At 54.2% G+C, this 6,898-nt stretch carries 6 protein-coding genes; 2 read left to right on the top strand and 4 right to left on the bottom strand.

Features of this window, described 5'->3' with window-relative positions:
- Positions 1-529 precede the first annotated feature (529 nt).
- On the bottom strand, positions 530-1,834 hold the full coding sequence (gene tyrS, locus G411_RS0111670; RefSeq protein ID WP_022959391.1) for a tyrosine--tRNA ligase: 1,305 nt from the start codon (positions 1,832-1,834) through the stop codon (positions 530-532).
- A 249-nt stretch (positions 1,835-2,083) separates the two neighbouring features.
- Here tyrS and G411_RS0111665 point away from each other — a divergent pair, with 249 nt between their 5' ends.
- Together G411_RS0111665 and G411_RS0111660 are read left to right on the top strand one after the other, a co-directional pair.
- The gene (locus G411_RS0111665) at positions 2,084-3,421 is read left to right on the top strand and encodes a peptidoglycan DD-metalloendopeptidase family protein (protein ID WP_022959390.1); all 1,338 of its coding nucleotides are present in this window, start codon (positions 2,084-2,086) and stop codon (positions 3,419-3,421) included.
- Positions 3,421-4,539: an anhydro-N-acetylmuramic acid kinase gene (locus G411_RS0111660; RefSeq protein WP_022959389.1), complete on the top strand. Its 1,119-nt coding sequence runs from the start codon at positions 3,421-3,423 to the stop codon at positions 4,537-4,539. The genes G411_RS0111665 and G411_RS0111660 overlap by 1 nt, the downstream gene beginning before the upstream one ends.
- 14 nt (positions 4,540-4,553) lie before the next feature.
- Here G411_RS0111660 and G411_RS0111655 read toward each other — a convergent pair whose 3' ends face one another.
- The 3 genes from G411_RS0111655 to argC all read right to left on the bottom strand — a co-directional run bounded on the left by G411_RS0111655 (position 4,554) and on the right by argC (position 6,898).
- On the bottom strand, positions 4,554-5,276 hold the full coding sequence (locus G411_RS0111655; RefSeq protein ID WP_022959388.1) for an OmpW/AlkL family protein: 723 nt from the start codon (positions 5,274-5,276) through the stop codon (positions 4,554-4,556).
- A gap of 138 nt (positions 5,277-5,414) precedes the next feature.
- Positions 5,415-5,768, bottom strand: a complete 354-nt coding sequence (erpA, locus tag G411_RS0111650; protein ID WP_022959387.1) for an iron-sulfur cluster insertion protein ErpA — start codon at positions 5,766-5,768, stop codon at positions 5,415-5,417.
- 89 nt (positions 5,769-5,857) lie between these two features.
- Positions 5,858-6,898: an N-acetyl-gamma-glutamyl-phosphate reductase gene (gene argC, locus G411_RS0111645; RefSeq protein WP_022959386.1), complete on the bottom strand. Its 1,041-nt coding sequence runs from the start codon at positions 6,896-6,898 to the stop codon at positions 5,858-5,860.

Below are 6,898 nucleotides of genomic sequence, written 5' to 3'. Positions count from 1 at the left end.
AAACTCTTCAGTTCAATCTTTTACATCAGCTTGCGCATGATGGAATGGTTACGCAAAACCTGCTTTACCATTCAAAATCTCGGCTCAGAAACGTGTTAATCGATTCATTCAAAATTTGAATTGTCGAGTCACTTGTCTCTGAATATTTATGTCGCAATATCCGTCAACAAGCACCCACACGAATTACTTGATCTCATCTTTTTAAACAACTCAAAGCCGCCAGGGCTTTGATAGCGCTTCAGATTTCCCCCGAAGCGAGGACGCGTATTATAAACACTTCGTCCTGCTTGGCAAGCTGTTTTCGAAAGTTTTTTCAGGCTGTTTTCTGAAGACTTTCTCAACGGCTTTAGCCGTCTCGCTTGCGGGATATTTAGCGCTTCAACCGGTGGCTGAAGGCCTGTCTCTGCAAGCGAGGAGGCGCATTATAGAGACCCGACAAAGAGAGTCAACAGTGTTTTTACAGTTTTTTGAAATTTTCTTTAAACGCCTGAAAAACATACAAAAACTGATCAAACACCGTGCAATCTGCTCAGACAATCACCAGAAGCTGATACTTCTTCTTACCCAGCCGGACAACATAGTACTTACCAGCCATCGCAAACGCTTTAGAGAACACCTCCGGCGCACTCATATTCTGATCAATTCCCACCGCCTGTGCATTTACCCATACGGCGTTTCGGCCCAACGCATCTTTAACCTGCTTGCCCGCACCCATTCCCACATCTGCAAGCAACTGGGTAACCGGCTTCTCCGCCAACTCTTCTCGCGCCAACTCGGCCGATGGCAGGCCATCCAAACGCAATTGCTCCAAATCATCGACGGACAGCTCATTCAACTCCCCCGAGAACAGCGCATCCGTAATTCGCTTCGCAGCCGCCAAACCGTCGTCACCATGAATCAACGCTGTCATTTCTTCAGCCAGCACCTGCTGCGCCTGCGGCCGCCCCTGCGCCGCCTCATCTTCCGCTTCTATCTCAGCAATACGATCGAGGCCAAGGAAGGTGAAGTAACGCAGGAATTTGTAAACATCGGCGTCTGCCGTGCCCAACCAGAACTGATAAAAGGCATAAGGGGAGGTTTTGGCCGCATCCAGCCAAATGGTTCCTGATTCCGTTTTGCCGAACTTCGTGCCATCCGCCTTGGTCACCAATGGCATGGTGAGACCGTGCACTGCCGATCCGTTCATACGGCGGGCCAAATCGATACCCGCCGTAATATTGCCCCACTGGTCAGAACCACCCAGTTGCAGGGTACAGCCGTGACGTTTATTCAACTCCGCGAAATCCAGCGCCTGAAGCAGGGAGTAGCTGAACTCTGTAAATGAAATCCCGGAGCCTTCGCGATCAATCCGCTGTTTCACCGATTCCTTGGCGATCATACTATTCACGGAGAAGTGCTTACCCACGTCGCGCAGAAACTCCAGCGCAGTCATCGGGCCAAACCAATCCAGATTATTGGCCATCTCGGCGGCGTTATCACCCGATTCAAAATCGACGAAACGGGAGATTTGCGACTTGAGACGCTCCACCCAGCCTGCAACTACATCAGGCGTATTCAACTGACGCTCCTGCGCTTTGAAGCTGGGATCACCAATCAATCCTGTCGCGCCGCCCACCAAGGCAATCGGCTTGTGGCCCGCTTCCTGAAAACGCTTGAGGGCCAGCAACGGCACCAAATGACCGATGTGCAAACTGTCTGCGGTGGGATCGAATCCACAATACAGAGTACGCGGCGCCTCGGAGAGGTAGTCTGACAGGCTGTTTTCGCCCGTCATTTGCGCAACGAGTCCGCGCGCCTCCAGTTCGGCCAGTAACCCGGTATTGAGCCTCGTCATTTCAGAACCTTCTATATATACAGTTGTCTTTAGATCGCCGACCGACATTCAGCTCGGCGCGCATGGCAGGGACCGCCAAGGGCTGAGCAAGATACAACAAGCCCCATCAAAAGGAAACGCGGCGCGGCTGACAGACCGGGCGCTAAAAGCTAGAATCTACATGAAGTTTCGGCAAATACGACTTTTGCCACTTTGCGCCTTTGTTATAATGCACAAAATTTCGCCAGCGTCACATTAACCGGATTCAAGATGTTCAACCGCAGTCTAAAACGTCATGCCGAGCCGAAGGACAGCGTCCGCTTTCCGCGTCGACATCTCGCTATTGCCGCTTCAACACTGATTGCGCTGGGCGTTTCATTGCTAATGCTTCCCGGGGAAAATGCCGAAGCCAAGCGCACTGCCATCCCGCTCAATCTGGACCTGACACCGCGCGCGGCTATCGAGTCCCCAGCAGAAGAGACCTACGCTTTCACAGAGCCTGAACAGGAATGGTTGGAAATGGAAGTTCGCCCCGGCGATTCACTATCCAGCATTTTCAGCCGGGCCAAGCTGACACCTCAGGACCTGCATGAGCTGATCAGCACCGCGAAAAAAACCAAGGCGCTTAACACCATACGCCCCGGCCAAAAGCTGGGCTTCCAGGTTGACGACAACGGCAAGCTCAGCGCCATGAGCCTGCAGATCGACAAGCTGAACAGCTTGGTTTATGAACGCGGCGTGACGGGCTTTACGACTACCGAAGTCAGCGAGACTCCGGAAGTGCGCCAGCGCGTCGCCAGCGCTACCATCACCAGCTCACTGTACAAAGCGGCGCAAGATGCCGGGGTTAACCAGAGCATCATTATGGAGCTGGCCAACATCTTCGGCGGGGTACTGGACTTCGTCTACGATGTGCGCAAGAACGATTATTTTATCGTGATCTACGAAGAGCTCTACCTTAATGGCGAGCACCTCGGCAGCGGCCAGATACTTGCGGCACAGTACTTTAACCAGGGCGATTCGTTTGAGGCCTATCGCTACATCAATAAAGAAGGCGATGTGGATTACTTCTCCGAACGTGGAGAAAGCATGCGCAAGGCGTTCCTGAGAGCACCACTGGATTTCACCCGTATCAGCTCACGCTTTGACCCAAAACGTCTGCACCCGGTTTTCAAAACTGTCCGCCCACATCGAGGCATTGATTACGCAGCCTCCCGCGGGACACCGGTCTATGCCGCCGGTGACGGCCGCGTACAGGAAGCCGGCTATTCAAAGGCCAACGGCAACTACGTGTTTATCAAGCATGGCGAAGCTTACGTAACCAAGTACCTCCACCTGCACAAACGCGCGGTGTCCAAAGGCGAGCGTGTTCGCCAGCGGGAAACGATTGGCTGGGTCGGCTCAACCGGCTACGCAACGGGACCACACTTGCATTACGAGTTTCTGATGAACGGCGTTCACAGGAACCCGGCAACGATTGTCGACAAGCTCCCGCCGCCCACCAAGGTGAGCCAGGCAGCGATGCCAGACTTCTTGAGCCAGATCAGCGGCCTGCAATTACAACTGCGCACCTACGCAGCACAACGTAACTACGGCAGCGAAGGCTAGTGCCCTCCTCTCAGTATATTGGCCTGATGTGCGGCACCAGCCTCGACGCTATTGATGTCGCACTGATAGAAACCACTCCCGAGATTACACTGCTGGCAGCACAGGATTACCCCTTTCCTCCAGTATTGCGCAGCAATCTGTTAGCGCTGTGCCAGCCCGGCAACGACGAAATAGAAAGGATGGGGCGAGCTGACCGTCAACTCGGCCAGACACTTGCCAAAGCGGTTATCCAGTTCCTTAACGAGCAGTCTATCGAGACCTCTGCGATTGCCGCCATTGGCAGCCATGGCCAGACGATTCGCCACAGACCAGGCAACGCAAAGCAAGCACTCGACGACACCTTCACACTTCAGATTGGCGACCCGAATACCCTCGCGGAAATGACCGGTATCAATGTCGTTGCCGATTTCAGGCGTCGCGATATCTCGGCCGGCGGCCAAGGTGCCCCCCTGGTCCCGGCTTTCCACAAGGCGGCGTTTGGCGACGCATTGCGTGACCGAGTGATCGCTAACATTGGCGGCATGGCTAATATCAGCGTACTGCGTAAAAGCGGTGACGTCAGCGGCTTTGACACTGGCCCCGGCAATGTTCTGCTGGACAGCTGGATACAACACTGTAAAAACCGGCACTACGATCGCGATGGCGAATGGGCCTCAACAGGACGTGTTAACAACGCCTTGCTGAAAGGCCTTCTCGACAACCCCTATTACCAGCTAGCAGGACCGAAAAGCACGGGCAGAGAAGACTACAACCTCGCAATGATCCAAGCGCAATTGTCAGCGCTGGAGGAAATACCCCAAGAAGATGTTCAAGCCACACTGCTTGAACTGACAGCAGTAACTCTCGTTGATGCCATCAGTAAAGAGCATTTATCCGAGCCTGAACTGTATCTATGCGGTGGCGGCGCCCACAATACGGCATTGAGACAGCGAATCGCCGAACTTATGCCGGGAAGCCGAGTTGAAGACACCTCAACGCTGGACATACATCCCAATTGGGTTGAGGCCGCTGCCTTCGCATGGCTCGCCCACGCAACGCTGAATGGCATTCACGGAAATGTCCCCTGCGTAACGGGCGCCAGGGGCGCCCGTCTATTGGGGGCAATCTACCCCGCCTAAGCACTTTGTATAGCTTAGAATTTATAGCCTACGCTCAGGGTGTACACCATGGGATCTACCTCAATATCCGTAGTCAGCTTATCGCCACTAGAGAACTGAATTTTGGCTTCGGTATCGATATCGATCCAACGTACGGATGCATTGACTAACCAGTGCTCATCCACGTGGTAGTCCACCCCCGCCTGAAGGGCAACACCAATCGAGTCATCCAGTTTCATTTTGCCGTTATTCAGCCCAAGGCTGGCAAATGTCGCTTCCGCCTCGGGGGTCAACTCTTCATCGTAAATGAAGGTGTAGTTAATCCCCGCGCCAACATATGGCTGAAGAGCGCCCAATGACGAGAAGTGATAGACCGCGCTCAGCGTGGGAGGAAGGTGTTTGAAGTCGGCAACATCCAAGCCTTGGATGTAACCTTTGCCCGATGCGGTATGCTCGAAGGGCTTAGCAGCCAACAGTTCCACACCCCAGTTTTCAGTAAGCATATACTCAACCGTTAAGCCGAGCTGAGTATCGCTATTAATACCAACGGACGAACTTTGCCCTGGCGTCAACAAACCGCCCCCCAGCATCAGCACACTGCCATTCAGCTTAATATCATCACTGTCTTCGCGCGGCTCGACCTGTGTCGCACCAGCACGCACCACCCATTGTCCAGGCTTATAACCCAAGCTATCTGCGAATACCGAGGGGGCAGCAACGGCTGCCGCTAGTGACATCGCTACACTGAGTTTTTTCATTTTGACGTCTCCACGCATGAAATTGTGTGGAAACCATTACAGCGGACGGGAAGTGCAGGGAGATTGATTTAAGTCAGGAAATCGCAGCACGCGCCGAACCAATAGAGAAAATACTGATCCAGCGCAATTTTTTGACGTTTACACAGCGAAAGACGAACCGCAGCCACAGGTGGTTGTCGCATTGGGATTGCTGACAACAAAGCGCGAACCTTCCAGCCCCTCGGTATAGTCGAGCTGGGCGCCCTCAATATACTGATAGCTGAGCGGGTCAACCAGCACAACGACACCGTCTTTTTCTACCAGCGTATCGTCTTCATCAGCCAACTCGTCAAAGGTGAAGCCATACTGAAAGCCGGAGCAGCCACCACCGGTGACAAACACGCGAAGCTTCAGCTCGTCATTGGCTTCGTCTTCCATCAGGTGCCGGACTTTGGCCACGGCCCTGTCGGTTAACTGCAGTACCGACGGCGTAAATTCTTCAACTGCTGACATGTTTCACCTCTTACCTTCGCACGATGCGTGCCCGACAATTATCCTCTTATCCTAGTAAAACAGTCAAGAATTGTCAGGCAGCCCTCACCTCAGGGCAGGAGCGAAATACTGCCCAGCCCCGCTGTCTCCGGCAGACCGAACATCAAATTCATGCACTGAATAGCCTGACCGGAAGCACCTTTCACCAGGTTATCAATCACCGACAGCACCACGACTGTGTTGCGGTTCTGCGGGCGGTGCAGTGCAATACGACAGGTGTTACCGCCGCGCACCGTGCGCGTTTGTGGCAGGCTTCCCAGCGGCATGACATCGACAAAAGGCGCGTCGGCGTAGCGTTTTTCAAACAGGAATTGCAATTCATCCAGACCGACATTCGGGTCGAGCTGTTCGGAGAACAACGTCGCGTGGATACCGCGGACCTGCGGCAGCAGGTGGGGAGTAAATGTCAGGTTTACCGCCTCATTCGCCGCAATCGACAGCTCCTGCTCAATCTCGGGTAAATGGCGATGACCGGAAACACTGTAGGCTTTAAAGCTGCCATCCATTTCAGCGAAGAGGTTATCGACCTTGGCCTGACGGCCCGCCCCACTCACACCGGACGCGGCACTCGCGATCAGCCGCTGACTGTCCACCAGCTTCTGCTCCAGCAGCGGAAGAAAACCCAGCTCTACCGCTGTCGGATAGCAGCCAGGGCAGGCGATAAGGCGCGCCGATTTGATCGCCTCGGCATTGGTTTCTGGCAGTCCGTAAACGGCTTCGTCCAGCAATTCCGGGCAAAGATGCTCTTCGTTGTACCACTTGGACCACAGCGCCGCGTCGCGAATTCGAAAATCGGCAGACAGGTCTATCACCCGCGTGCCGGCCGCCAGCAACTCGGGCACCAGCTTCATAGCAACATTGTGGGGCGTGGCGAAGAACACCACATCACAACTGGAGAGAGCCGTCACATCAGGCACGGAAAAACGCAGGTCGCACACACCACGCAGGCTGGGAAACAGTTCATCGACCGCGACACCATCCTCGGCACGGGAGGTGATCATCGCCACTTCCGCATCGGGGTGCCCTGCGATCAAGCGAAGCAACTCAGCGCCTGTGTAGCCTGTTCCGCCTACAATTCCTACCTTTACCAC

The sequence above is a fragment of the Spongiibacter tropicus DSM 19543 genome (genome assembly GCF_000420325.1).
Classification (GTDB): domain Bacteria; phylum Pseudomonadota; class Gammaproteobacteria; order Pseudomonadales; family Spongiibacteraceae; genus Spongiibacter; species Spongiibacter tropicus.
Note: the sequence above shows the minus strand (reverse complement) of the source record. Positions and strands in the feature narration are given on the sequence as shown.